The sequence below is a fragment of the Streptomyces mutabilis genome (assembly GCF_014649815.1).
In the GTDB taxonomy this organism is placed as follows: domain Bacteria; phylum Actinomycetota; class Actinomycetes; order Streptomycetales; family Streptomycetaceae; genus Streptomyces; species Streptomyces mutabilis.
Window position 1 is genome coordinate 184,806 of the sequence record NZ_BMTT01000008.1, and the last position, 22,974, is coordinate 207,779.

22 protein-coding genes and 1 riboswitch are annotated in these 22,974 nt (G+C 70.2%); of the genes, 13 read left to right on the plus strand and 9 right to left on the minus strand.

Going from position 1 to position 22,974, the window contains the following annotated elements; all coding sequences use genetic code 11:
- Positions 1-45: 45 nt before the first annotated feature.
- Positions 46-1,452, minus strand: coding sequence for a family 2B encapsulin nanocompartment shell protein (locus tag IE142_RS18740; protein ID WP_191886834.1), 1,407 nt, complete (start codon positions 1,450-1,452; stop codon positions 46-48).
- 327 nt (positions 1,453-1,779) lie between these two features.
- Between IE142_RS18740 and IE142_RS18745 the strand changes: the two genes are divergently transcribed.
- Entirely contained in the window at positions 1,780-2,370 is a 591-nt protein-coding gene (locus tag IE142_RS18745; protein ID WP_191886835.1) for an N-acetylmuramoyl-L-alanine amidase, read from the plus strand.
- A 37-nt stretch (positions 2,371-2,407) separates the two neighbouring features.
- Positions 2,408-3,316 carry a 1-aminocyclopropane-1-carboxylate deaminase/D-cysteine desulfhydrase gene (locus IE142_RS18750; protein ID WP_191886836.1) on the plus strand — a complete coding sequence of 303 codons (909 nt, stop codon included), beginning with the start codon at positions 2,408-2,410 and terminating at the stop codon, positions 3,314-3,316.
- Positions 3,317-3,405: 89 nt separating this feature from the next.
- On the opposite strand, the gene IE142_RS18755 is transcribed toward IE142_RS18750, so the two are convergent.
- Positions 3,406-4,998: a Na+/H+ antiporter gene (locus IE142_RS18755; protein ID WP_191886837.1), complete on the minus strand. Its 1,593-nt coding sequence runs from the start codon at positions 4,996-4,998 to the stop codon at positions 3,406-3,408.
- 61 nt (positions 4,999-5,059) lie between these two features.
- Between IE142_RS18755 and IE142_RS18760 the strand changes: the two genes are divergently transcribed.
- The 3 genes from IE142_RS18760 to IE142_RS18770 all read left to right on the plus strand — a co-directional run bounded on the left by IE142_RS18760 (position 5,060) and on the right by IE142_RS18770 (position 7,065).
- The gene (locus IE142_RS18760) at positions 5,060-5,320 is read left to right on the plus strand and encodes a UBP-type zinc finger domain-containing protein (RefSeq protein ID WP_043380062.1); all 261 of its coding nucleotides are present in this window, start codon (positions 5,060-5,062) and stop codon (positions 5,318-5,320) included.
- A gap of 249 nt (positions 5,321-5,569) precedes the next feature.
- The gene (locus tag IE142_RS18765) at positions 5,570-5,983 is read left to right on the plus strand and encodes an ATP-binding protein (protein ID WP_043380065.1); all 414 of its coding nucleotides are present in this window, start codon (positions 5,570-5,572) and stop codon (positions 5,981-5,983) included.
- Between the two features lie 17 nt (positions 5,984-6,000).
- On the plus strand, positions 6,001-7,065 hold the full coding sequence (locus IE142_RS18770) for an RNA polymerase sigma factor SigF (protein WP_191886838.1): 1,065 nt from the start codon (positions 6,001-6,003) through the stop codon (positions 7,063-7,065).
- A gap of 73 nt (positions 7,066-7,138) precedes the next feature.
- Here IE142_RS18770 and IE142_RS18775 read toward each other — a convergent pair whose 3' ends face one another.
- Positions 7,139-7,585 carry a hypothetical protein gene (locus IE142_RS18775; RefSeq protein ID WP_191886839.1) on the minus strand — a complete coding sequence of 149 codons (447 nt, stop codon included), beginning with the start codon at positions 7,583-7,585 and terminating at the stop codon, positions 7,139-7,141.
- A 180-nt stretch (positions 7,586-7,765) separates the two neighbouring features.
- Between IE142_RS18775 and IE142_RS18780 the strand changes: the two genes are divergently transcribed.
- Both IE142_RS18780 and IE142_RS18785 read left to right on the plus strand, forming a co-directional pair.
- Positions 7,766-8,734, plus strand: coding sequence for a diacylglycerol/lipid kinase family protein (locus tag IE142_RS18780; RefSeq protein WP_191886840.1), 969 nt, complete (start codon positions 7,766-7,768; stop codon positions 8,732-8,734).
- Between the two features lie 318 nt (positions 8,735-9,052).
- Positions 9,053-9,310, plus strand: a complete 258-nt coding sequence (locus IE142_RS18785) for a WhiB family transcriptional regulator (RefSeq protein WP_003973730.1) — start codon at positions 9,053-9,055, stop codon at positions 9,308-9,310.
- 238 nt (positions 9,311-9,548) lie between these two features.
- Here the strand turns inward: IE142_RS18785 and IE142_RS18790 are convergent, their stop codons facing one another.
- Entirely contained in the window at positions 9,549-11,024 is a 1,476-nt protein-coding gene (locus tag IE142_RS18790; RefSeq protein ID WP_191886841.1) for a sensor histidine kinase, read from the minus strand.
- A gap of 417 nt (positions 11,025-11,441) precedes the next feature.
- The gene (locus IE142_RS18795; RefSeq protein WP_191886842.1) at positions 11,442-12,095 is read right to left on the minus strand and encodes a TetR/AcrR family transcriptional regulator; all 654 of its coding nucleotides are present in this window, start codon (positions 12,093-12,095) and stop codon (positions 11,442-11,444) included.
- Positions 12,096-12,191: 96 nt separating this feature from the next.
- Here IE142_RS18795 and IE142_RS18800 point away from each other — a divergent pair, with 96 nt between their 5' ends.
- Together IE142_RS18800 and nagB are read left to right on the plus strand one after the other, a co-directional pair.
- Complete coding sequence (locus IE142_RS18800) at positions 12,192-12,944, plus strand: SDR family oxidoreductase (RefSeq protein WP_191886843.1); 753 nt, start codon at positions 12,192-12,194, stop codon at positions 12,942-12,944.
- A gap of 140 nt (positions 12,945-13,084) precedes the next feature.
- The gene (gene nagB / locus IE142_RS18805) at positions 13,085-13,870 is read left to right on the plus strand and encodes a glucosamine-6-phosphate deaminase (protein ID WP_191886844.1); all 786 of its coding nucleotides are present in this window, start codon (positions 13,085-13,087) and stop codon (positions 13,868-13,870) included.
- A 184-nt stretch (positions 13,871-14,054) separates the two neighbouring features.
- Here the strand turns inward: nagB and IE142_RS18810 are convergent, their stop codons facing one another.
- The 4 genes from IE142_RS18810 to IE142_RS18825 all read right to left on the minus strand — a co-directional run bounded on the left by IE142_RS18810 (position 14,055) and on the right by IE142_RS18825 (position 18,882).
- Positions 14,055-15,545, minus strand: a complete 1,491-nt coding sequence (locus IE142_RS18810) for a glycoside hydrolase family 3 protein (protein ID WP_191886845.1) — start codon at positions 15,543-15,545, stop codon at positions 14,055-14,057.
- An 8-nt stretch (positions 15,546-15,553) separates the two neighbouring features.
- Positions 15,554-16,450, minus strand: a complete 897-nt coding sequence (locus IE142_RS18815; RefSeq protein WP_370466375.1) for a carbohydrate ABC transporter permease — start codon at positions 16,448-16,450, stop codon at positions 15,554-15,556.
- The gene (locus IE142_RS18820) at positions 16,447-17,439 is read right to left on the minus strand and encodes a carbohydrate ABC transporter permease (protein WP_191886846.1); all 993 of its coding nucleotides are present in this window, start codon (positions 17,437-17,439) and stop codon (positions 16,447-16,449) included. The genes IE142_RS18815 and IE142_RS18820 overlap by 4 nt, the downstream gene beginning before the upstream one ends.
- A 138-nt stretch (positions 17,440-17,577) precedes the next feature.
- Positions 17,578-18,882 (minus strand): sugar ABC transporter substrate-binding protein, encoded by a 1,305-nt coding sequence (locus tag IE142_RS18825; RefSeq protein ID WP_191886847.1) that lies wholly within the window; start codon positions 18,880-18,882, stop codon positions 17,578-17,580.
- A 454-nt stretch (positions 18,883-19,336) separates the two neighbouring features.
- Between IE142_RS18825 and IE142_RS18830 the strand changes: the two genes are divergently transcribed.
- From IE142_RS18830 to IE142_RS18845, 4 genes are all read left to right on the plus strand, one after another.
- Positions 19,337-20,101 carry a GntR family transcriptional regulator gene (locus IE142_RS18830; RefSeq protein ID WP_043380094.1) on the plus strand — a complete coding sequence of 255 codons (765 nt, stop codon included), beginning with the start codon at positions 19,337-19,339 and terminating at the stop codon, positions 20,099-20,101.
- A 135-nt stretch (positions 20,102-20,236) separates the two neighbouring features.
- The gene (locus tag IE142_RS18835) at positions 20,237-20,494 is read left to right on the plus strand and encodes a DUF3311 domain-containing protein (protein WP_052412260.1); all 258 of its coding nucleotides are present in this window, start codon (positions 20,237-20,239) and stop codon (positions 20,492-20,494) included.
- Positions 20,491-22,101 carry a monocarboxylate uptake permease MctP gene (mctP, locus tag IE142_RS18840; protein ID WP_191886848.1) on the plus strand — a complete coding sequence of 537 codons (1,611 nt, stop codon included), beginning with the start codon at positions 20,491-20,493 and terminating at the stop codon, positions 22,099-22,101. Before IE142_RS18835 ends, mctP begins: the two co-directional genes overlap by 4 nt.
- Before the next feature lie 73 nt (positions 22,102-22,174).
- Positions 22,175-22,681 (plus strand): GNAT family N-acetyltransferase, encoded by a 507-nt coding sequence (locus tag IE142_RS18845; protein WP_191886849.1) that lies wholly within the window; start codon positions 22,175-22,177, stop codon positions 22,679-22,681.
- Between the two features lie 88 nt (positions 22,682-22,769).
- Positions 22,770-22,913: riboswitch (cobalamin riboswitch) on the plus strand.
- Positions 22,914-22,974: the final 61 nt, after the last annotated feature.

Sequence of the window (22,974 nt, forward strand, 5' to 3'; positions counted from 1 at the left end):
CTACCCGCCCGGGCGGGCGGGAACACGGCGTACGGGGCAGCGGCGTCACCGCCAGCGGCCGATCTCGACGTTCTCCAGAACGCCGAGCGCGTCCGGTACCAGGACGGCGGCCGAGTAGTAGGCCGTGACCAGGTATTTGATGATGGCCTGCTCGTTGATGCCCATGAAGCGCACCGACAGACTCGGCTCGATCTCGTCGGGGATGCCGGTGGCCCGCAGGCCGATCACGCCCTGGTCCTGCTCGCCGGTACGCATCGCGATGATCGACGTCGTACGGGCCTCGGTGACCGGGATCTTGTTGCACGGGTAGATGGGCACCCCGCGCCAGGTCGGGATGCGGTTGCCGGCGATGTCGATCGTCTCCGGCACGAGTCCGCGCTTGTTGAGCTCACGGCCGATCGCGGCGATGGCGCGCGGATGGGCGAGGAGCAGCTTGGTGCCGCGCCGCCGGCTCAGCAGCTCGTCCAGGTCGTCCGGGCCGGGGACGCCTTCGTGCGGCTGGATCCGCTGGTCGTACTCGCAGTTGTGCAGCAGGCCGAACTCACGGTTGTTGACGAGCTCGTGCTCCTGGCGCTCCTTCAACGCCTCGACGGTCAGCCGGATCTGCTGCTCCGTCTGGTTCATCGGCTGGTTGTAGAGGTCGGCCACGCGCGAGTGGATCCGCAGCACGGTCTGGGCGACGCTCAGCTCGTACTCACGGGGGCGTGCCTCGTAGTCGACGAAGGTGTGCGGGATGTCCGGCTCGCCGCTGTGTCCGGCGGAGAGGTCGATCGCCTTCTCGCCGTGCCTGTTGGTGGGCTGGTCGGGGAGCGAGCGGCGCTCCTCGAGGTGGACACGCAGGGAGTCCGAGCGCTCCGCGATCTGCTCCACCTCCTGGCGGGGCAGGACGAGCACCGTGCACGCGGTGACCGTGCGGGCGGTGTACTCCCAGATGGCGTCCCCGTCCAGCAGCGCCTCGTCGCCGAAGTAGGCGCCGTCGGCGAGGACGCCGAGCACCGCGTCGTCGCCGTAGGGGCCGGTGCCGACCTTCTCCACCTTGCCGTGGGCCAGCAGGTACACCTCGTCGGCCCGGGCGCCGAACGAGGCGATCACCTCGCCGGGGCCGAACTCCCGCTGCGCACAGCGCTGCGCGAGTTCCGAGAGCACCTCCTCGTCCTCGTACGACCGCAGGGCCGGCAGTTCGCCCAGCTCCGCGGGGATGACCTCGACGCGGTCGCCGGTCTTCACGAACGTGACCCGGCCGTCGCCGACGGCGAAGGTCATGCGCCGGTTCACCCGGTACGTGCCGCCCTGGATGTCGACCCACGGAAGCGTGCGCAGCAGCCAGCGGGAGCTGATCTCCTGCATCTGAGGAACGGACTTGGTCGTGGTGGCCAGGTTCCGCGCGGCCGCCGTGCCGAGGCTCTGCTGCGGCCTGGTCTGCTCGGTGCGGACCTCTTCGCCTACCGACATAAGGAATTGCCCTCCCGGTCATGCCGGACGGCTGCGCCCGGCATCGATGTACGTGGGCCACCCTCCCTCACGGAGCGTGCCGGTGCTATTACCCGAAAGAGCGGGAATGGATCACCGGTCGCCCGGGCAGACAGGGGGACTCGTTCCGGCGTCTCGGCGGCTTGTCGGGCGCGCCCCGGCGTCGGCCGGGGTTGTCGGCCGGAACGGGATTGTCCGAAACGACTCGCACACGGCCCGAACAAGTCATAGGTAGCACTCCGTTTCGGTACAAGCACCGTACGAGGCGGTCGCGCCGGGCGGTCGTCACGCAGCGTGAAGGAGTCGGCCGTGGCCTCACCCATGTCCGCGAGCAGTTTCCTCAAGGCACTGAAGGCGGAGGGCCTCGCCGTCGTCCAGGTCGGCGACTGGCGGGACCACAACCGCAACCACAAGGGCCCCTGGGGGCCCGTGCACGGCGTGATGATCCACCACACCGTCACCAAGGGCAGCGCGCGGACCGTGGAGGTCTGCCGCAAGGGCTACGACGGGCTGCCCGGGCCGCTGTGCCACGGAGTCATCACCAAGGACGGCAAGGTCCACCTGGTCGGGTACGGCCGGGCCAACCACGCCGGGCTGGGCGACGACGACGTGCTGCGCGCGGTGATCGCGGAGAAGGCGCTGCCCAGGGACAACGAGGCGAACACCGACGGCAACCGGCATTTCTACGGTTTCGAGTGCGAGAACTTGGGCGACGGCGAGGACCCCTGGCCGGCCGCGCAGTTGGAGGCGATCGAGCGGGCCGCGGCCGCGGTCTGCCGGCATCACGGCTGGAACGAGCGATCCGTCATCGGCCACCTGGAATGGCAGCCCGGGAAGGTGGACCCGCGGGGGTTCACGATGGCGTCGATGCGGGCGCGGATCCGCGACCGGCTGAAGTGACGGGTGCGCCGGTCGCGGGCGGCGGGACAATGGCGGGGTGACCGGAACCGACACCTCCGACCTCGCCGCCCTGCGCCCCCGCCTGCCCTCTCCGCTGCACGAGGTCGCCGACGAGCGGTTCGAACGGCGTGGGGTGCGGCTGCTGCTGAAGCGCGACGACCTGATCCATCCGGAGCTGGTCGGCAACAAATGGCGCAAACTCGCGCCGAATCTCGCCACGGCGGCCGGTCGTACGGTCGTCACGTTCGGCGGCGCGTACTCCAACCATCTGCGTGCCACGGCCGCCGCCGGCCGACTGCTGGGACTGCCCACGGTGGGCGTGGTGCGCGGTCATGAACTGGCCGACCGGCCGCTGAATCCCTCGCTGGCCCGGTGCGTGGCCGACGGCATGCGACTGCACTTCGTCGACCGCTCGACGTACCGCCGCAAGACGGAACCGGACGTACTGGCGGCGCTCCTGCGCGCGGTCGACGCCGAGGACGGGGTCGTCGTGCCCGAGGGCGGCAGCAACCCGGCGGCCGTGCGCGGCTGCCGGGCGCTCGGCGAGGAACTGGGCGGGCACGCCGACGTGGTCGCCCTCGCCTGCGGCACCGGCGGCACGCTCGCGGGGCTGGCCGCCGGTCTCCCCAGGGGACTGCGGGCGCTGGGCATACCCGTGCTCAAGGGCGGTTTCCTGGCCGACGACATACGGTGGCTCCAGGACCGCGCGTTCGGCGGACCGCGCGGCGAGTGGAGCCTCGACGACCGCTTCCACGGCGGCGGCTACGCCCGCACCGGTTCCGGGCTCGACTCCTTCGCCGAGGACTTCGAACGCCGTCACGGCCTCCCCGTGGAGCGCGTCTACGTCGCCAAGATGCTCCACGCCCTGGTCACCCTGGCCCAGGAGGGTGCCTTCCCACGCGGGGCGACCGTGGCCGCGGTCGTCACCGGCCGCCCCTTCTCCTGACCCGGACCGCCCTGCCGGCCCGGCCCCCGCCCGTTCTCAGCGGGACGCCGCTCCTGTCCTTCGGCTCGTTGCGGGACGCCCGGCACGCCCTACGTCGTCTCCCGGTACGCCGCCGCCTCCTCCAGGTCCAGCCGGCGCAGCAGGGTCCGCAACATCTCGTCGTCGATGTAGCGGCCGTCCCGGAGCCGGACGAAGACCTCGCGCTCGGCTCCGATCATCTCTCGGGACAGCCGCCGGTAGGTGTCGTCGACGGACTCGCCGGTGACCGGGTTGACCTGGCCGAGCCGTTCCCAGACGGCGTTGCGGCGGCGTTCCAGGACCGTGCGGAGACGGTCGGCGAGGGGGGTCGGCAGGGCGTTGCGCTCGTCGGCGAGGAGGTCGTCCAGACGCTGCTCGGCGGCGCGGGACGCCTGCGCCTGGGCGTTGGCCTCCGCGAGCGTCTCGACCTGTACGTCGTGGGCGGGGAACTTCAGCAGGCGGATCAGCGGCGGCAGGGTGACGCCCTGGACGACCAGCGTGCCGATGACCGTGGTGAAGGTGAGGAACAGGATGAGGTTGCGCTCGGGGAAGGGCTCGCCGCCGTGCACGGTGAGCGGGATGGAGAAGGCGATGGCCAGTGAGACCACGCCCCGCATTCCGGCCCAACTGATCACGAACGGCCCTCTCCAGGAGAGTTCCCCCTCTCCCGCGCGCACGCGTGCCGACAGGCGCGGCAGGTAGGTCGCCGGGAACACCCATACGAAGCGGGCGACGGCGACCACCAGGAAGACGGCGACCGCGTACCAGGCGGCGTCGATGGCCTCGTAGTCCCCGAGACCCTCGAGGACCACGGGCAACTGGAGCCCGATGAGGGCGAACACCGAGGACTCCAGTACGAACGCGACCATCTTCCACACCGCGTCCTCCTGGAGGCGGGTGGCGAAATCGACCTCCCACGCGCGGTGGCCCAGACAGAGCGCGACGACCACCACCGCGAGCACCCCGGACGCGTGTACCTGCTCGGCGACCGCGTAGGCGGCGAACGGGATCAGCAGGGAGAGCGTGTTCTGGAGAAGAGCCTCCTTCACGTGCGTGCGCAGCCAGTGGAGCGGCACCATCAGCACCAGCCCGACGCCGACGCCACCGACCGCCGCGATCAGGAACTCGACGACCCCGCCGGCCCAGGTGGCGCCCTCGCCGACCGCCGCCGCGAGCGCCACCCGGAAGGCGGTGATCGCGGTGGCGTCGTTCACCAGGGACTCGCCCTGGAGGATCGTGGTGATCCGGTTCGGCAGTCCCACGCGGCGGGCCACCGCCGTGGCGGCGACGGCGTCGGGCGGCGCCACCACCGCGCCGAGCACCAGGGCCGCGGTGAGGGGCAGCCCCGGCACGATCAGGTACACGGCGGCGCCGACGACGAAGGTCGCGAAGAGCACGTAGCCGACGGACAGCAGCGCCACGGGGCGCAGTTGCGCCCGCAGGTCGAGGTAGGAGCTGCCGGTGGCCGCGGTGTGCAGCAGCGGGGGCAGCAGCAGCGGCAGGACGATGTGCGGGTCGAGGGTGTAGTCGGGCACGCCGGGCACATAGCTCACCGCCAGGCCCACCGCCACCAGCAGCAGCGGTGCCGGCACCGGCAGCCGCCGGCCCGCCGCGGCGATCGCGGCGCTTCCCGCCACCAGCAACAGCAGTGGCATCACGTCCATCGTCCTCGCCCGCCCTCGATTTCCGCGCGGTGATCCGCACACCCGTCGTAACCTGGCAATCATGAAACAGTGCACGCACGCCGACGCGCTGCCGCACCCGGAACCGGAGCCGCGCAGCGAGACCTGCCCGGAGTGTCTGGCCGAAGGCACGGACCCGGTGCAGCTGAGGCTGTGCCTCGTGTGCGGTCACGTCGGCTGCTGCGACTCCTCGCCGAGGCAGCACGCGACGGCGCACCACAAGGAGACCGGCCACCCGGTGATGCGTACCTTCGAGCCCGGCGAGAACTGGCGCTGGTGTTTCGTGGATCACGTACTCGTGTGACCTCGGTCCGGGACGGTTCGACCGTCTGAGGCCTGGGTACGTCAACCCGGCGCGCGCTCTTCCGATTTGAGCCCGCCGAACCCCTAGCCACTGTGCGTGTTCAGGTGTTTACTATGAGTGACAGCAAGGGGTTGGGGTCTCGGGGACAGGAAAGTTCGGAGCGCGATAACGTCACCGCTGAACCACGTATCGCGTTACCCCGAGGGCGAGCCTCGGCCCTGTAACGCTTGTACCACCTTGGAGGTGAGGGTGTCCCAGAACGCAGGCGAGCCCGCGACCCAGGACTTCGTCGAGGTCCGGCTGCCGGCCGCGGGTGCCTACCTGTCGGTGCTGCGTACGGCCACGGCCGGTCTCGCGGCCCGTTTGGACTTCACCCTCGACGAGATCGAGGACCTGCGCATCGCAGTCGACGAGGCCTGCGCGATCCTGCTTCAGCAGGCTGTGCCCGGCTCGGTGCTCAGTTGTGTCTTCCGCCTCGTCGACGACTCGCTCGAGGTCACCGTCTCGGCGCCGACCACGGACGGCCACGCCCCCTCGCGGGACACCTTCGCCTGGACCGTGCTGTCCGCCCTCGCGGGCAAGGTCTCCTCCGCCGTGGACGAGGACAACACCGTTTCGATCAGCCTCTACAAACAGCGCGGCGCGGGTCCCGGGCCGGCGTGAGGAACGGGGAGGGGCCGGTGCGGGACGAAGAGCGCGGCACACGGGAGCGGCCGGCCGAGGGCACACGTGCCGAGAACGAGATCCGACGCATGACGGACGGTATCGACGGCATCCCCGAGCAGGCCCGGCCGCATCCTCAGGACGAGGCCTCGCCCGAGGCCGTCGTCCCGGGCGACGGGCAGCGGACCGGGGACACCCCCGTCCGGCCCGTCCGAGCGGAGGCGAAGGCTCGGGGAAGGGCGACGGGCGGGACGATGAGCGAGCACGAGCGACATTCCGAGGACGGCGCGCCGGGTGCACGGGGCACGCAGGGCACGCGCCACGACCCGCAGGACCGCAGCGGGGCGCGCCTGATGTTCGCCGAGTTGCGCACCCTGGAGAAGGACAGTCCAGAGTACGCGGAGCTGCGCAACCGGCTCGTCCGCATGCACCTCCCGCTCGTCGAGCACCTCGCGCGCCGCTTCCGCAACCGCGGCGAGCCCCTGGACGACCTCACCCAGGTCGCCACCATCGGACTGATCAAGTCGGTCGACCGCTTCGACCCGGACCGCGGGGTGGAGTTCTCCACGTACGCGACCCCGACGGTCGTCGGCGAGATCAAACGGCACTTCCGGGACAAGGGCTGGGCGGTACGGGTGCCGCGCCGGCTGCAGGAGCTGCGGCTGGCGCTGACGACGGCCACCGCGGAGCTCTCGCAGCTGCACGGCCGCTCCCCCACCGTCCACGAACTCGCCGAGAAGCTGTCGATCTCGGAGGAGGAGGTCCTGGAGGGCCTGGAGTCCGCCAACGCGTACTCCACGCTGTCCCTGGACGTCCCGGACACCGACGACGAGTCCCCGGCGGTCGCGGACACCCTCGGGGCCGAGGACGAGGCCCTGGAGGGCGTCGAGTACCGCGAGTCCCTCAAGCCGCTGCTGGAGGATCTGCCGCCGCGGGAGAAGCGGATCCTCCTGCTGCGCTTCTTCGGCAACATGACCCAGTCGCAGATCGCGCAGGAGGTCGGCATCTCCCAGATGCACGTGTCGCGGCTGCTGGCGCGAACGCTGGCGCAGCTGCGGGAGAAGCTGCTGGTCGAGGAGTAGCCGCGGCGCCGGGGGGCCGCCCGGGCGGTGCTCGCGCCCACGTCCGTGCCGACGGTCGGTCGCCGGGCGGCGGCTACTTCTGCGCGTTGCCCGGTCCCCGGATGCCGAGGGCCCGGGTGGTCGCCGGGTTCACCAGCAGCACCAGCGCCGTGACCGCCACGACGGCGAGGACGATGCCCGCCGGAATGGCGACGCTGTCGGCGTTCAGCATGTTGTAGGCCACGGGCAGCGCCATGATCTGCGTGATGATGGCGGGTCCCCGGCTCCAGCCCCGCCGCGCGAGCAGACCACGGGCGGCGAGCAGCGGCAGCAGGGCGAGGACGATCAGGGTGACACCGCCGGTGACGGCGGAGGTCCGGTCGTCGGGGTGGCCCGTGAGACCGCCCACGAGCATCCAGGCTCCGCCGACGACGAGCGCCAGCCCCTCCAGTGCGGCCAGGGCGGCCGCGGCGGTCAGCCGCCCGGGGCGGGGGCCCGCCTCTGCGACGGCTTCGGGGGTGGGGTTTCGCTCACTGCTCACCCCAGCAGGGTAGCCCTCGGCACACTGGCGCCCGTGGGCGCGTCCCGCGCCCGACCCGCTGGCGCATCCCGCCGCCGCACTACCGGCGGGCGCGCCCGGCCCGGCCACGCGCGCCCGCGGCCCGCGGCGATCTCCCCCTCGGTCTGGGCCGGGTACCGCCCAGTAGGTACCCTGCACAGCATGCGTGCACTTCTCGTGGTCAATCCGGCGGCAACCACCACGAGCGCGCGCACGCGCGACGTGCTGATCCACGCGCTCGCCAGCGAGATGAAGCTGGAGGCGGTCACCACCGAGTACCGCGGCCACGCCCGGGACCTCGGTCGGCAGGCCGCGCAGAGCGACGACGTCGAGCTGGTGGTGGCCCTCGGCGGCGACGGCACGGTGAACGAGGTCGTCAACGGCCTGCTGCACGCCGGCCCCGACCCGGAGCACCTGCCCGGCCTTGCCGTGGTCCCCGGTGGTTCCACCAACGTCTTCGCCCGCGCCCTCGGCCTGCCCAACCACGCGGTGGAGGCCACCGGCGCCCTGCTGGACGCACTGCGCAACGGCAGTGAGCGGACCGTCGGACTCGGCCTGGCCTCGGGTACACCGGGCACGGAGGACGAGGCGGTGCCGTCCCGCTGGTTCACCTTCAACGCCGGGTTGGGTTTCGACGCGGGCGTGGTCGGCCGCGTCGAGCAGCACCGCGAACGCGGCAAGAGGTCGACACACGCCCTCTACGTCCGCCAGGTGATGCGCGCGCTCGTCGGCGAACCGCACCGACGCAACGGGACGATCACGCTGGAGCGGACCGGCGAGGACCCGATCACCGACCTGGTGCTGTCCATAGTCTCGAACACATGCCCCTGGACGTTCCTCGGCAATCGCCCGATCTACGCGTCACCCGAGGCCTCGTTCGACACCGCGCTCGACGTCTTCGGCCTCAGCCGCCTGTCGGCGGCCGCGGTTGCCCGGTATGGCACCCAGTTGCTCACTTCGTCCCCCGAGCGCGGACCCCGAGGTCGGCACGCCGTCTCCCTGCACGACTTGACCGACTTCACCTTGCAATCGAAGGTGCCGCTGCCCCTTCAGATGGACGGTGACCACCTGGGGCTGCGAACAAGCGTGACGTTCACAGGCGTACGCCGTGCACTGCGTGTGATTGTGTGAGCAGAAGGGGCGAAAGTCCTTTCACTCGAACGTTTAGACCAGGATCCACCCCCAGGAAGTACGGCTGTGACCTAGTCGACACCGATGAATCAAAAAAAACTTTCCGGAAGGGGTTGTATCCGCCGCCGAGGTTTGCGAGTCTCTTCTTGGCGATCGGGACGGCCCGCAACACCGGCCTCCACAGATCACCGGAACCCCTCTTCAATCACAGGACCACGCCGGGCAACCTGGCGGTAGGCCCTTCCCTTGTTGAGGGATTCGTGAAAGCGTTCACATTCACAAGCATCCTGCATGTAATACCAAGGAGAGGTAGCAGCCATGGACTGGCGTCACCGCGCCGTTTGCCGCGAGGAAGACCCCGAGCTCTTCTTCCCCATCGGCAACACCGGTCCCGCGCTGCTGCAGATCGAGGAAGCCAAGGCCGTCTGCCGTCGCTGCCCCGTCATGGAGCAGTGCCTGCAGTGGGCGCTCGAGTCCGGTCAGGACTCCGGCGTCTGGGGTGGTCTCAGCGAGGACGAGCGCCGCGCGATGAAGCGCCGTGCCGCCCGCAACCGGGCTCGTCAGGCCTCCGCCTGACCAGCCACCCCTGCTGACAGCCTGAGCTTGGCGGCGTGTACAGCGCGTACACAACCCCCGCTCCCGAGCCGCAGCGCGCAGTACCCCCGATGCGCATCGGACGATGGATCGCACGAGCACTGGCCCCGGACCTTCACCGGTCCGGGGCTTTTTGCTGTCCATGCCTGTGAAGGTCCGGTTGCGGCGGGAACCGGTGAGGGCCTGGTCTGTCCGGACCGGTGAAGGTCCGAACCGCGCCCTACTTCTGTGCGGGCACCGGGATGTCCAGGATCACCCGGGTGCCGCGCTCGGGGGCGGGGACCATGTCGAAGCTGCCGCCGAGCTCGCCCTCGACCAGGGTGCGCACGATCTGCAGGCCGAGATTGCCGGAGCGGTGCGGGTCGAAGTCCTCGGGCAGACCGACACCGTCGTCCTGGACGGTGACCAGGAGCCGGGCCTCCTTCGTGGTGCCGCCGCGAACGGCGGAGACCTCGACCGTGCCGGTGTCGCTCTCGCGGAAGCCGTGTTCCAGCGCGTTCTGCAGGACCTCGGTCAGCACCATCGACAGGGGGGTCGCGACCTCCGCGTCCAGGATGCCGAAGCGACCGGTGCGCCGGCCGGTGACCCGCCCCGGCGAGATCTCCGCCACCATGGCCAGCACGCGGTCGGCGATTTCGTCGAACTCCACGCGCTCGTCCAGGTTCTGGGAGAGCGTCTCGTGCACGATCGCGATGGAGCCGACCCGGCGCACGGCCTCCTCCAGCGCCTCGCGGCCTCGGTCGGACTCGATCCGCCGCGCCTGGAGGCGGAGCAGGGCCGCCACCGTCTGGAGGTTGTTCTTCACCCGGTGATGGATCTCCCGGATGGTGGCGTCCTTGGTGATCAACTCGCGCTCGCGGCGGCGCAGTTCCGTGACGTCGCGCAGCAGTACCAGTGAACCGATGCGCGTGCCCTTGGGTTTGAGCGGGATGGCGCGGAACTGGATGACCCCGTCGTGGGCCTCGATCTCGAACTCGCGGGGTGCCCATCCGCTCGCCACCTTGGCGAGCGCCTCGTCCACGGGGCCGCGGGACGGAGCCAGTTCGGCCGTGGTCCGGCCGAGGTGATGGCCCACCAGGTCGGCGGCGAGGCCCATGCGGTGGTAGGCCGACAGGGCGTTCGGTGAGGCGTACTGGACGATGCCGTCCCCGTCGACCCGGATCAGGCCGTCACCGACGCGGGGCGAGGCGTCCATGTCGAGCTGCTGGTTCTCGAACGGGAAGGCACCGGCCGCGATCATCTGGGCGAGGTCGGAGGCGCTCTGCAGGTACGTGAGTTCCAGGCGGCTCGGGGTCCGTACGGTGAGCAGGTTGGTGTTGCGGGCGATGACGCCCAGGACGCGGCCCTGGCGGCGCACGGGAATGGACTCGACGCGGACCGGGACCTCCTCGCGCCACTCCGGGTCTCCCTCGCGCACGATCCGGCCCTCGTCCAGGGCGGCGTCGAGCATGGGGCGCCGACCGCGCGGGACGAGGTGACCGACCATGTCGTCCTGGTACGAGGTCGGCCCGGTGTTGGGGCGCATCTGGGCGACGGAGACGTAGCGCGTGCCGTCGCGGGTGGGGACCCACAGGACCAGATCGGCGAAGGAGAGGTCGGAGAGGAGCTGCCACTCCGACACCAGCAGATGGAGCCACTCGAGATCGGAGTCGTCGAGCGCTGTGTGCTGGCGTACAAGTTCGTTCATGGAGGGCACGTGGCTGAGCGTACCTGGCGGTTCGGACAGCGTTCGGAGGCAGCCGGAGGCACCGTGCGCGGTGCAGGTCCGGCGCGCTCACCGGGTTCGGAAGCACCCGCGGGCCGCGGCGCCTGGGAGGGACCCTCAACCCTCCCGGCACCGCAGCCCGGAGCAGCATCGGCCGTGGGGTGTGCGGTCCCGGTCGGCCGAAGGATGAGGAGCCGGGGCAGTCAGGGCAGAGAGCTCCGGATCCTCGGTCCGCCCTCCTGTGCGGGGAAGGCGGAAGCCTGTCGATCACTTTGCGCGAATCTCACGGTGAGTGTCTCAGTGGCCATTGTGGACTAGACCACTCATCGTGTCCATGCGGTGGACGGTGTTTGCTGTTGTCGGGCCCGCTCCGGCGACCACTCGGGCGTCCGAGCGCCCGGCAGAAGCCTAACCCCCGTTGGCTCGGACGCGGGGCCAGGCGGCCAGGGCAATTTCCGCGAGTGCCTCCAGTTCCTCCCGGCTCGCGCCGTCGCGCGCCTGCTGGGACATGCCCTGGATCATGGCGCCGACGTACCGCGCCAGGGCGGCGGCATCGGTGTCCGGTGGCAGTACGCCCGCGTCGACGTCGGCGTCGATCCGGCTCTCGATCGCGGCGATGTTGGCGTTGCGCCGCCGGCGCAGGTCCTCCTCGACCTCGGCGGTGGAGCAGTTGGCGGCCGCGTGGATGACGAGGCAGCCGTGCGGCCGCCCGGGGGCCGTGTACTCGACCGCGGCCTCGCGCAGCATCCGCTCCGCCCCCGCCCGGGCGGTGGACTCCTCGGCGAGGGCACGCATCCCGAAGGAGCCGTACCGGGCACCGTACTCCTGGACGACCTCCTCGAAGAGCGAGCGCTTGTCACCGAAAGCGGCGTAGAGACTCGGGGCGCCGATGTCCATGACCCGGGTGAGGTCGGAGACCGACGTGGCCTCGTAACCGTGCTCCCAGAACGCCATCAGCGCCCTCTCCAGGGCCGTCGCCCGGTCGAAGGAGCGGGGGCGGCCACGGGTCCTGCCCTTTCGGACCGGCACGCCCGCCTGCTCGCTCTGCTCACTGCTCACCATGGGGTGCATTTTATAGCGGGCACTAGAGAAATGTCGCCGGCCTGCTGTACGGTCATTTCTGTAGCGACCACTAGGAAATTGTGGAGGGGTGCCGACATGGGCGTGCTTGCGGGCAGGACAGCTCTCGTCACGGGGGCGAGCAGGGGCATCGGGCGAGGGATCGCGGAGCGGCTGGGCCGCGACGGTGCGCGGGTCGCGGTGCACTACGGCAGGAACGGGGGCGCGGCGAGGGAGACGGTCGCCGCGATCGAGGCGGCGGGCGGCTCGGCGTTCGCGATCAGGGCCGATCTGCGGGCCCCCGGGGCGGCCGAGGCGTTGTGGGAGGAGTTCGACCGGCACGCCGACGGAGTGGACGTCCTGGTGAACAACGCCGGTATCGGCAACACGCGCCCCATCGCGGAGATAGGCGAGGAGGAGTACGACGCGGTCTTCGCGGTCAACGTGAAGGCGCCGTTCTTCATCCTCGCGCACGGGATGGAGCGCCTGCGCGACCACGGCCGGGTCGTCAACATCTCCTCAGGCCTGGCCCGTACCGCGGTGATGCCGGACAACATGGCGTACGCGATGACCAAGGGCGCGTTGGACGTGCTCTCGCGCGATCTCTCCAAGGTCCTGGGCGCCCGCGGCATCACGGTGAACTCGGTGGCGCCCGGGATCGTGGACACGGACAACACCGCCGAGCTGCTGCACGGGAGCGCGGACGGCTGGGACCGGGCGGCGGCGTTCTCCGCGCTGGGCGGGGTGGGGGCTCCGGCCGAGATCGCCGACGTGGTCGCCTTCCTCGCCTCGCACGAGGGCCGGTGGGTCACGGGGAGCTGGGTGGACGCTACGGGAGGTTCCCTGACATGACATCGGCGTGGGGCAGGCGTGAGGCCCCACCGGCCTGACCGTTCGACGCGCTCGCGGGGTCCAGCTCTGTTAGATTGGTCTAAACCACATAGCCAGTCCCGGACCCCGGGTTCGTCCTCTCTTCGAAACGGCAGGCCAGCGTGGAAGTTGTCATCGTTCCCGACGCCAGGGCAGGCGGCGAGCTCATCGCCGAGGCCATGGCGGAGCTGCTCCGGCGCAAGCCCGACGCCCTGCTCGGGGTGGCCACCGGCTCGACGCCGCTGCCGGTGTACGAGGCACTGGCGGCGCAGGTGCGCTCGGGCGCCGTGGACACCGCGCGGGCGCGGATCGCCCAGCTCGACGAGTACGTGGGGCTCCCGGCGGAGCACCCGGAGTCGTACCGCTCGGTGCTGCGGCGCGAGGTGCTCGAACCGCTGGCCATCGGCATGGACGCGTTCATGGGCCCCGACGGCACGGCGGCGGACGTGCAGGGCGCCTGCGAGGCGTACGACGAGGCGCTGGGCGCGGCCGGCGGGGTCGACCTCCAACTGCTGGGGATCGGTACGGACGGGCACATCGGCTTCAACGAGCCGTGTTCCTCGCTCGCCTCACGGACCCGGATCAAGACGCTCACCGAGCAGACCCGCGTCGACAACGCGCGCTTCTTCGAAGGTGACATCGACCAGGTGCCGCACCACGTGATCACGCAGGGCATCGGCACCATCCTGGAGGCCAGGCACGTCGTGCTGCTCGCCACCGGCGAGGGCAAGGCGGACGCGGTGGCCGCGAGCGTGGAGGGCCCGGTCGCGGCCGTGTGCCCGGCGTCCGCGCTCCAGCTCCACCCGCACGCCACGGTCGTCGTCGACGAGGCCGCGGCCTCCAAGCTGAAGCTCGCCGACTACTTCCGGCACACGTACGCCCACAAGCCGGACTGGCAGGGCATCTGATCCGAGTCCGGCGCGCGGCGGCGCACGGCTCCGTGGGCGAAGGGCGCCGCTGCCCGCCGTGGGCACGGCGCCCTTCGTCCTGCCTACCGATGCCCGCCGTACGCACGGTGGCTCGCCCCGGGCACCCGCCCCGCGTCGAAGGCGCCGACCTCCGCAGGAGTGAGCCGGCGCCTTCGGCGTACCGCTACACGCCCGCCACGACCTCCGCCGCCGCCCGGCCGCAGACGCGGGCCGCGCCGTGGGTGGCCAGGTGGAGGGATCCGCGGGGCGCGGCGCGGGGGACGCCCATCTCGACCACGATCGTGTCGGGGCGGGCCGCCAGCAGCGTGTCCAGGGCCACCGCCATCCAGGGGTGCCGGTGCTCATCGCGGACCACCGCGACGATCCGGCGCCTTCCGGCAGCGGCCAGCACCTCTCCCCCGGCGTCCGGGCCGGTGAAGGTGCCGGTCTCCGTCCCGGGGAGCAGACGGGAGAGCTCGGCGGCGATGCCCCAGGGCGTCTCGTCGCCGACCGCGATGTTCGCGACCGGCGTCAGCGCGGCGACGTACGGCGGTTCGGTGAGCGGTGTGAAACCGTCGGCGCCGGTGAGCCGCAGGGCGCGGCGGGCGGCGCGCAGGCCCACCTCGTTGTCGGCGGTGCCCGCGGCCCGGCCGTCCGGACGGTTCGCCGCGGCCCAGCCGGCCAGGGCACGGACGCGTTCGGCCGCGTCGGCCAGGCGTTCCTCGGGCAGCTCGCCCGAGCGGACGGCCTCGACCAGGGCGTCGCTCAACCGCCGTACCGTGTCCTCGTCGGAGAGGCCCCCGCCCACGCAGATCGCGTCGGCGCCGGCGGCGATGGCCAGCACGCTGCCGCGTTCGATGCCGTACGTGCCGGCGATGGCCTGCATCTCGATGCCGTCGGTGACGACCAGGCCCTCGTAGCCCAGTTCACCGCGGAGCAGGTCGGTCAGGACGCGTCGGGACAACGTTGCCGGACGGTCCGGGTCCAGCGCCGGGGCCAGGATGTGGGCGCTCATCACCGCACGGCTGCCGGCGGCGATGGCCGCGCGGAAGGGGACCAGATCGCGAGCGGCCAGCACGTCGCCGTCCACGTCGATGCGCGGCACGGCGTGGTGGGAGTCGACGGCCGTGTCGCCGTGGCCGGGGAAGTGCTTGGTGCAGGAGGCCACACCGGACGACTGCAGGCCGGTGACGTACGCGGCGGTGTGCCGGGCGACCAGGTCGGTGCCCGCGCCGAAGGACCGCACGCCGATCACCGGGTTGTCCGGGTTGGAGTTCACGTCGGCGGACGGGGCCCAGTTGAGGTTGACTCCGCAGTCCGCGAGCCGGCGGCCCAGTTCCGCGGCCACCTCGCGGGTGAGCCCCACGTCGTCCACCGCGCCGAGGGCGAGGTTGCCGGGGAAGGAGGAGCCGGTGCGCACCTCCAGACGGGTGACGTCGCCGCCCTCCTCGTCGATGGCGACGAGGACGTCCTCGCGCTCGGCGCGCAGCTGCGCGGTCAGCGCGGCCAGCTGCTCGGCGCCGGCGATGTTGCGGCCGAACAGGCCGACGGAGGCCAGCCCCTCGCCGAGGCGGCGCAGCAGCCAGTCGGGCGCGGCGGTGCCGGTGAAGCCGGGCTGGAGGACCGCGAGCGCGTCGCGCGTGAGGGTGTCGGTGGCCCGGGCGATGGTGGTCATCGGTGGCGTCATCCCTTCACGGCGCCGGAGGTGAGGCCGGCGGCCATCTTCTTCTGGACCAGCATGAAGAACGCGACGACCGGAATCGCGATCAGTGTCGAGGCGGCCATGAGCGCGCCGTAGTCGGTGCCGCGGTCGGTGGTGAAGTTCATGAGCCACACGTTGAGCGTGTACTTGTCGTTGTCCTGCAGCACGATGTAGGCGAGCAGGTACTCGTTCCACGCGTTGATCAGGGAGAAGATCGACGCCGCCGCCAGCCCGGGGGCGAGCAGCGGGAAGATGACCCGCCAGAAGGCGCCCATGCGGGAGCAGCCGTCCACCATCGCCGCCTCCTCCAGCTCCCTGGGGATGTTCACCACGAACCCGCGGATCATCCAGGTCGCGAACGGCAGCGTGGAGACGAGGTAGATGATGATCACGCCCCAGTACTCGTTGATCGCGCCCAGGTCGTTCAACTGGATGTAGAGGGGAATGAGCATGGTGGTCGGCGGCAGCAGCTGCACCAGGAGCAGCACGATCATGAAGGCCTTGCGGCCGGCGAACCGGAAGCGCCCGATGGCGAAGGCCGCGATCGTGGAGAGGATCATCGCGCCGACGACCGCGGTCACACAGATGACGAGGCTGGACTGGATGGCGGTGCCGAAGTTGGGCGCGTCGATCGCCCGGGAGAAGTTGTCCAGGGTGAGGGACGACGGCCACAGCGTCTGGTCGTAGGACCGGATCTCGTGGTTGGGGCGCAGGGCGCTGATCACCAGCCAGTACACCGGGAAGGCCATCACCACGAAGGCGAGGAGTCCGACGAGATTGTAGAAGTGCCGGCTGCGCTTCTTGCGGTCGGGCCGCAGGGCGGTGTCGAGCGCGGGCTCCGTCGCGCCCGGGGCGGTCGTGGCGGTCGTGGTGCTCACTCGACGTCTCCGATCTTGATCAGCTGGCGCAGGTAGTAGACGGCCACGCCGGACAGGAGCAGCACGGTGATCAGCGCGATGGCGGCGCCCTGGCTGAAGGAGTTCGACTCGAAGGCCTTCTCGTAGGAGTACAGGCCGAGCAGGTTGTACTCCGGCTCCGGCTTGTTGCCGCGCATCAGGAAGACCTGGCCGAAGACGTTGAAGTCCCAGATCACCGAGAGCGTGGCCACCATCTGGAAGACGGGCTTGATGACGGGCCAGGTGACGTAGCGGAAGACGCCCGTGCGTCCGGCGCCGTCGAGTTCCGCGGCCTCCTCCAGTTCGGCGGGCACCTGGGTGAGCGCCGCGTACAGGGTGACGGCCACGAAGGGCACCGCTCCCCACACCACCACGGCGCCGATCACCAGGAAGCCCTGCTTGGGGTCGAGGAACCAGTTGTGGCCCTGGAAGTCCAGGCCGAGGTACTCGGTCAGCACCATGTTGGCGACGCCGTAGTCGGAGTCGGCGAACCAGCGGAAGATCGAGGTGGCCACGAGCAGCGGCAGCGACCATGCGGCGATGAGCGCGCCGGTCAGCAGCAGGCGCACGACCCTGGTCATGCGCTGCATGGAGTGGGCGAGGAAGAGCCCGATGGCCATGGTGGCGACGACACACACGACCATGAACAGGACGGTGCGCCACAGGACGTCGTAGAACTCGCCGTCGCCGAGGATGTTGGTGAACTGCTCCAAGCCGACCCACTCGGCGGCCTGACCGGTCCACAGTTCCTTTCTGCCCACGTCCTGGAAGGACATGATCACTGTCTTGACCAGCGGCCAGACGAACACCGCGGCGAGTGCCACGACGGCCGGCGCGATCAGGAGATAGGGCAGCAGGGGCCCGTTCGTCCACCGGCTTCGCCGGGGTGCGGACGGCGCCGGGCCGTCACCGGCGGGTGGCCGCGGGGCGGGCACCTCCGGGCCGGCGGTCTTGATGTCGGCGGCACTCACTGTGCTGGCCTTCCGTTCGAAGGGTTCTGCATCGGAGCGGTGGCCGGCACACCGCGGGCGGCCGACCACCCAACCGGCCCCGCCCGGCCGAACGGCCGGACGAGGCACCGGAGGTCAACGAGAGTCGAGCGGCAGGGCTCAGGATGTCTCGTTGATCAGCGAGTTGATCTCCGCGTCCGCCGCCTTGGTGGCCTCGGCGACCGACTTGCCCTTGAGGATGTCGAGCAGCATCGTCTCGAGGGTCTCCTTCTTCTCGATCGCGGCCCAGCCGGGGGCGATCGGGGTGAACCAGGCGTCGGGGACGGCGTTGGCGATCGGAGCCGTCTCGGGCTTGGCCTTCAGCGGCTCCAACTGCTTGGTGTTGTTGGGCAGGATGTCCTTCTCGGCCAGCGCGGCCTGGGACTTCTCGTTGGTGAACATCGAGATCCAGTCCTGCGCCATGTCCTGCTGGTCGGACTTGGAGACGGTGGCCAGGTCGGAACCGCCGATGAAGGAGGGCAGGGTCCTGCCCTCCGGGCCGGGCATGCCCGCGACGCCGATCTTGCCTTCCAGCTCCGGGTTGCCGTTCGTCTCGGAGTCGACGACGCTGCCGGCCTCCCAGCCGTTGCCGTAGAGCAGGGCCGCCTTCTCGTTGGCCATGACGTTGGCGTGGTCCTGCTCGTCCTTGGTCTGGTCGCCGTTGTTGTACTTCTTGACCAGGTCGACGAAGTGCTGGATGCCCTTCTGGGCCTCCGGCGTGGACAGGGCGGCCTTCCACTCCTTGCTGCCCTCGTCGTACGAGGCGATCTCACCGCCGTACGCGGCGACGTAGGACATGGCGGCGTACCAGTAGCGGCCCGGCAGGTACAGCGCGGAGAAGGCGTTGTCCTTCTTGTACTTGTCCTGGACCTTGTCGAGAGCTTCGAGCAGGTCGGCCTCGGTCGTCGGCAGCCGGTCCGAACCGGTGCCGGCCTTGAACATGTCCTTGTTGTAGATGGCGACGCGGGCACCGGCGTAGTACGGGACGCAGTACAGCTTGCCCTCGTACGAGCAGGTGTCCTTGAGGCCCTCGATCCACGTGTCCGAGTTGTCGTACTTCTTGGCGTCGATCTCGCCGAGGGCACCGTTGAGGATGTAGGTCATCGTCTCGGTGTTGCCGAGCTCGACCACGTCGGGGAACGAGTCGCCGGACAGGGCGGCGTCGAGCTTCTTGGTCTTGTCCGCCCACTGCTGGTACTGGACGTTGACCTTGACCCCGGGGTACTTCTTGCTGAACTCGTCATTGGCCTGCTTGACCAGTTCGGGCCAGCTGCTCTGGGCGTCCACCATGAGCCAGACGGTGAGTTCGCCCTTGCGGTCCTCCGGGTCCTGCTTGGACGAGCCGTTGTCGTCGGAGCCCCCGCACGCCGCGATGGATGCCATCATGCCCGCGATACCGATCGCGGCTGTCAGCTTGCGCTTCACGCCACCCTCCTCAGGGATGCCACAAACCCCCCTGCCTCCCTGCGGTTCGAGCGTGAACGCGTACCGCTCCTGGGGCCGGGACCTAAACCAATGGTGTAGACCAGTACGGGGAGCTTGGCCCAGACCAATAGGGCTGTCAAGGGTGTTCAACCGGGCCCCTCGCGTCCGTGACGCGACCGAGATATGCAGGGACCTTTCATTGCGCAAGCGGCAGATCGGGCGGACCGGGACCGGGTGTACCACTGCCCACCGAATGACATGCCGGTACGGTTCCGAACGCGCGTACCAGCACTGTTTGGACTGCGCTGTGGACTAGACCAACAACGGTCCCGGATGTATACAGAGGGGATCACGGAGCGTGCCGGTCCCTACCTGCACGAAGCCGTGCCACGATGTGAGCCGTGGCCGACAGGGATATCGGTCGCTTCGGCATCCGGAGCCGGGAAGGCAGAGCATGAGCACCGACGTCAGCAGTGCGGAGAACGAGGGTGGGACGACGGTCCGTACCGCGCGCGTGCCCAAGTACTACCACCTGAAGAAGCACCTGCTCGACATGACCCGCACCCAGGCCCCGGGCACCCCCGTCCCGCCCGAGCGCACGCTGGCCGCGGAGTTCGACACCTCGCGCACCACCGTGCGCCAGGCCCTGCAGGAACTGGTCGTCGAGGGCCGCCTCGAGCGCATCCAGGGCAAGGGCACGTTCGTCGCCAAACCCAAGGTGTCCCAGGCGCTGCAACTCACCTCGTACACCGAGGACATGCGCGCCCAGGGCCTCGAACCCACCTCGCAGCTGCTGGACATCGGCTACATCACCGCCGACGACCGCCTCGCCGGGTTGCTGGACATCACGACCGGCGGGCGCGTGCTGCGCATCGAGCGGCTGCGCATGGCCAACGGCGAACCGATGGCCATCGAGACCACCCACCTCAGCGCCAAGCGCTTCCCGGCGCTGCGCCGCTCCCTGGTGAAGTACACGTCCCTGTACACCGCCCTGGCCGAGGTGTACGACGTCCATCTCGCCGAGGCCGAGGAGACCATCGAAACCTCGCTGGCCACCCCGCGCGAGGCCGGCCTGCTCGGCACCGACGTCGGCCTGCCGATGCTGATGCTCTCCCGCCACTCGCAGGACCGGACCGGCCGGCCGGTGGAGTGGGTGCGCTCGGTGTACCGCGGTGACCGCTACAAGTTCGTGGCCCGCCTCAAACGGCCCCAGGACTGAACCGCGTCCGTCCACACGGCCCTGACATTGCGGTTTGGGACCGATATGCGGACGAGGGCTTCCGCTGTCCTGAACCCGTCACCTACATTTCGTGCGCACTGCACGAGGTGATCAGCGAGGGGACGGAGCCACCGCATGTCACAAGCCCCACCACAGAGCAGAGAACCGGTGGTGACGCCGGTGCGCGTCGTCATCGGCCTCTGCCTGCTCGCACCGTTCGTCGCCATGATCTGGGTCGGGTCGTACGCGAAGACCGACCCCACCTTCATCGGCATCCCGTTCTTCTACTGGTACCAGATGGCGTGGGTGATCGTCTCCACCGCGCTGACGATGATCGCCTACAAGCTGTGGCAGCGTGACCAGCGCGCCCGCCGGGAAGGCGGTTCCCGGTGAACGACGGCGTGAACGGCGTCGCACTCGCCGTCTTCATCTTCTTCTTCGTCCTCGTCACCGCCATGGGCTTCCTGGCCGCCCGCTGGCGCAAGGCCGAGAACGAGAACAGCCTCGACGAGTGGGGTCTCGGCGGCCGCTCCTTCGGCACCTGGGTCACCTGGTTCCTGCTCGGCGGCGACCTGTACACGGCGTACACCTTCGTGGCCGTCCCGGCGGCGATCTACGCGGCGGGCGCGGCCGGCTTCTTCGCGGTGCCGTACACGATCCTGGTCTACCCGCTGATCTTCACATTCCTGCCCCGCCTGTGGTCGGTCTCCCACAAGCACGGGTACGTGACAACCTCGGACTTCGTGCGTGGCCGGTTCGGCTCGAAGGGGCTGTCGCTGGCGGTCGCGGTCACCGGCATCCTCGCCACGATGCCGTACATCGCGCTCCAGCTGGTCGGCATCCAGGCCGTGCTGGACGTGATGGGCGTCGGCGGCGGCGAGGACACCAACTGGTTCATCAAGGATCTGCCGCTGCTGATCGCCTTCGGTGTGCTGGCGGCGTACACCTACTCGTCGGGGCTGCGCGCGCCCGCGCTGATCGCGTTCGTCAAGGACACGCTGATCTACATCGTGATCGCGGTGGCGATCATCTACATCCCGATCAAGCTCGGCGGCTTCGACGACATCTTCGCCTCGGCGAACGACAAGTTCACCGAGTCGGGCAGCGGCGGACTGGTGCCGGACCACGGCGGCCAGTGGACGTACGCCACCCTGGCGCTCGGCTCGGCGCTCGCGCTCTTCATGTACCCGCACTCGATCACCGCGACGCTGTCCTCGCGCAGCCGTGAGGTGATCCGGCGCAACACCACCATCCTGCCGCTCTACTCCCTGATGCTGGGCCTGCTGGCGCTGCTGGGCTTCATGGCGATCGCGGCCGGGGTGAAGGTGGAGAACGGGCAGCTGGCGATCCCGCAACTGTTCGAGAACATGTTCCCGGACTGGTTCGCGGGAGTGGCCTTCGCGGCGATCGGCATCGGCGCACTGGTCCCGGCGGCGATCATGTCGATCGCGGCCGCGAACCTCTTCACCCGCAACATCTACAAGGACTTCATCAAGCCGGACGCCACCCCGGCCCAGGAGACCAAGGTCTCCAAGCTGGTGTCCCTGCTGGTGAAGGTGGGCGCGCTGGTCTTCGTCCTGGGCATGGACAAGACGGTCGCGATCAACTTCCAGCTGCTCGGCGGCATCTGGATCCTGCAGACCTTCCCGGCCCTGGTCGGCGGCCTGTTCACCCGCTGGTTCCACCGCTGGGCGCTGCTCGGCGGCTGGGCGGTCGGCATGGTCTACGGCACGGTCGCCGCGTACGGTGTCGCCTCGCCGACGCAGAAGCACTTCGGCGGCTCCTCCGACGAGATCCCCGGCATCGGCGAGATCGGCTACATCGGCCTCACGGCCTTCGTGCTGAACGTCCTGGTCACCGTCGCCCTGACCTTCGTCCTGCGGGCGGTCAAGGCGCCCGACGGCGTCGACGAGACCGAGCCGAGCGACTACACGGCGGACGCGGGCGACCCCGGCGTCCAGGTGGAACTGCCACCGGCCACGGCGGGCTCCTCGCACTGATTCCTGGTACGACAACGGGCCGCCGGAGAAATCCGGCGGCCCGTTGTCGTACCCGTCCGGCACACTCGGCGACATGGACTTCGCGATCCGGCGGGCGGCCGCCGGCGAGTACGAGACCCTCGGCGAGATCACCGCGCAGGCCTACCTCCAGGACGGACTCCTGGACTTCGGCGAGAGCGACGCGTACCTCGGGGAGCTGAGGAAGGTGGCCGAGCGGGCGGCGGCCGCCGAGGTGCTGGCCGCCGTGGCGGACGGCCGGGTGCTCGGCGGCGTGACCTTCGTGCCGTCCGGCGGCCCCATGGCCGACATCGCCCGGCCCGGCGAGGCCGAGATACGCATGCTCGCCGTCGCCCGAGAGACACGTGGACGCGGGGCCGGCGAGGCCCTGGTGCGGGCCTGCGTCGACCGTGCGCGGGCCGTCGAGGGCTGCGTGCGCGTCGTGCTGTCGACCCAGCGCGCCATGCGCCCCGCCCACCGCCTCTACGAACGGCTGGGCTTCGTCCGCACCCCCGACCGCGACTGGAACCCGCTTCCGGGGCTGGACGACATCACGCTCCTCGCCTACGCACTGACGCTCTGACACCGGCGCGACGCGGCAACGCCACAGCCCGGTACACCGCAGAAGGACACAACATCTGGGGGTGCTCGCGACGCCCGGCACAAGATGTATGCTCATGCTCGCTGTCGCCGCAGGGGAATCCGGTGCGAATCCGGAACTGTCCCGCAACGGTGTACTTGCGTGTGTCCGTACGTCTTCGCACGTGCGCGCACGCCTGTTCAGTCCGAGGACCTGCCGACAGTGCGCCCGGCCGCCTTGGCCCGGGTGCCATGACGTCCGGGCCTCGTGGAGTGGGCCGGTGGACGCGACGCCGT